The sequence below is a fragment of the Burkholderia sp. JPY481 genome (genome assembly GCF_038900515.1).
GTDB lineage: Bacteria > Pseudomonadota > Gammaproteobacteria > Burkholderiales > Burkholderiaceae > Paraburkholderia > Paraburkholderia youngii.
This window is the reverse complement of the sequence record NZ_JAYMRT010000096.1, coordinates 1-1,165: the sequence shown is the minus strand read 5'-3', so window position 1 is coordinate 1,165 and position 1,165 is coordinate 1. Positions and strand designations below refer to the sequence as shown.

The window sequence follows — 1,165 nt, the reverse complement described above, 5'->3', positions numbered from 1 at the left end:
ATGTTCGGGATTCTGCTCGGCGCGCCGACGCTGCGTCTGCGTGGCGACTACCTGGCGATCGTGACCCTCGGCTTCGGGGAAATCGTGCGGATCTTCATGAACAACCTCGACCGTCCGGTAAACATCACCAACGGTCCGAAGGGGATCACCGGGATCGCTCCGGTGCAGATCGGCGGCTTCAGCTTCGCGCAGTCGCACTCGCTGTTCGGCATGCAGTTCCCGGCGGTGTACCTGTACTACTACCTGTTCGTGCTGTGTGCGCTGTTCGTGATCTGGACGTGTACGCGTCTGCAGCATTCGCGTATCGGCCGCGCGTGGGCCGCGATCCGCGAAGATGAAATTGCCGCCAAGGCGATGGGCATCAACACCCGCAACGTGAAGCTGCTCGCGTTCGCGATGGGCGCGTCGTTCGGCGGCTTGTCGGGCGCGATGTTCGGTGCGTTCCAGGGCTTCGTGTCGCCGGAATCGTTCACGTTCTGGGAATCGGTCGTGGTGCTCGCCTGTGTGGTGCTCGGCGGCATGGGCCACATTCCGGGCGTGATCCTCGGCGCGGTGCTGCTCGCGGTGTTCCCCGAGTTCCTGCGCTCCACCATGGGTCCGCTGCAGAACATGATCTTCGGCCATGAAGTCGTCGATACCGAAGTGATTCGTCAGCTGCTGTACGGTCTCGCGATGGTCGTGATCATGCTGTATCGCTCGGAAGGCCTGTGGCCGGCGCCGAAGCACGAAGACAAGATTGCGAAGCTGGCAAAGCGTAGCGGCAAGAAGCCGGTGCGCGCATAAGGTCCGGTGGAGAAAAAGACATGAGCGATAACGTAAGCAACAACGCGGCGATCCGTCTGTCGGTGAAGGGCGTCAACAAGCGCTTCGGCGGTTTGCAGGCGCTTTCCGAGGTCGGCCTGCAGATCCGCGCGGGCGAAATCTACGGTCTGATCGGCCCGAACGGCGCCGGCAAGACGACCTTCTTCAACGTGATCACGGGTCTCTACACGCCGGATTCGGGCGAGTTCAAGCTCGACGGCGAGAACTACACGCCGACCGCGGTCTATCAGGTCGCGAAGGCGGGCATCGCGCGCACGTTCCAGAACATTCGCCTGTTCGGCGGCATGACCGCGCTCGAAAACGTGATGGTCGGCCGTCATGTGCGCACCAAGCACGGTCTGCT

2 protein-coding genes are annotated in these 1,165 nt (G+C 62.5%); both read left to right on the top strand.

Annotation, left to right across the window (positions count from 1 at the left end; genetic code table 11):
* Positions 1-783, top strand: a 783-nt coding sequence (locus tag VSR82_RS39775) for an ABC transporter permease subunit (protein ID WP_498858900.1), incomplete at its 5' end; no start/stop codon positions are given.
* A 20-nt stretch (positions 784-803) separates the two neighbouring features.
* The coding region (locus tag VSR82_RS39770) for an ATP-binding cassette domain-containing protein (RefSeq protein ID WP_498858899.1) at positions 804-1,165 on the top strand (362 nt) is incomplete at its 3' end.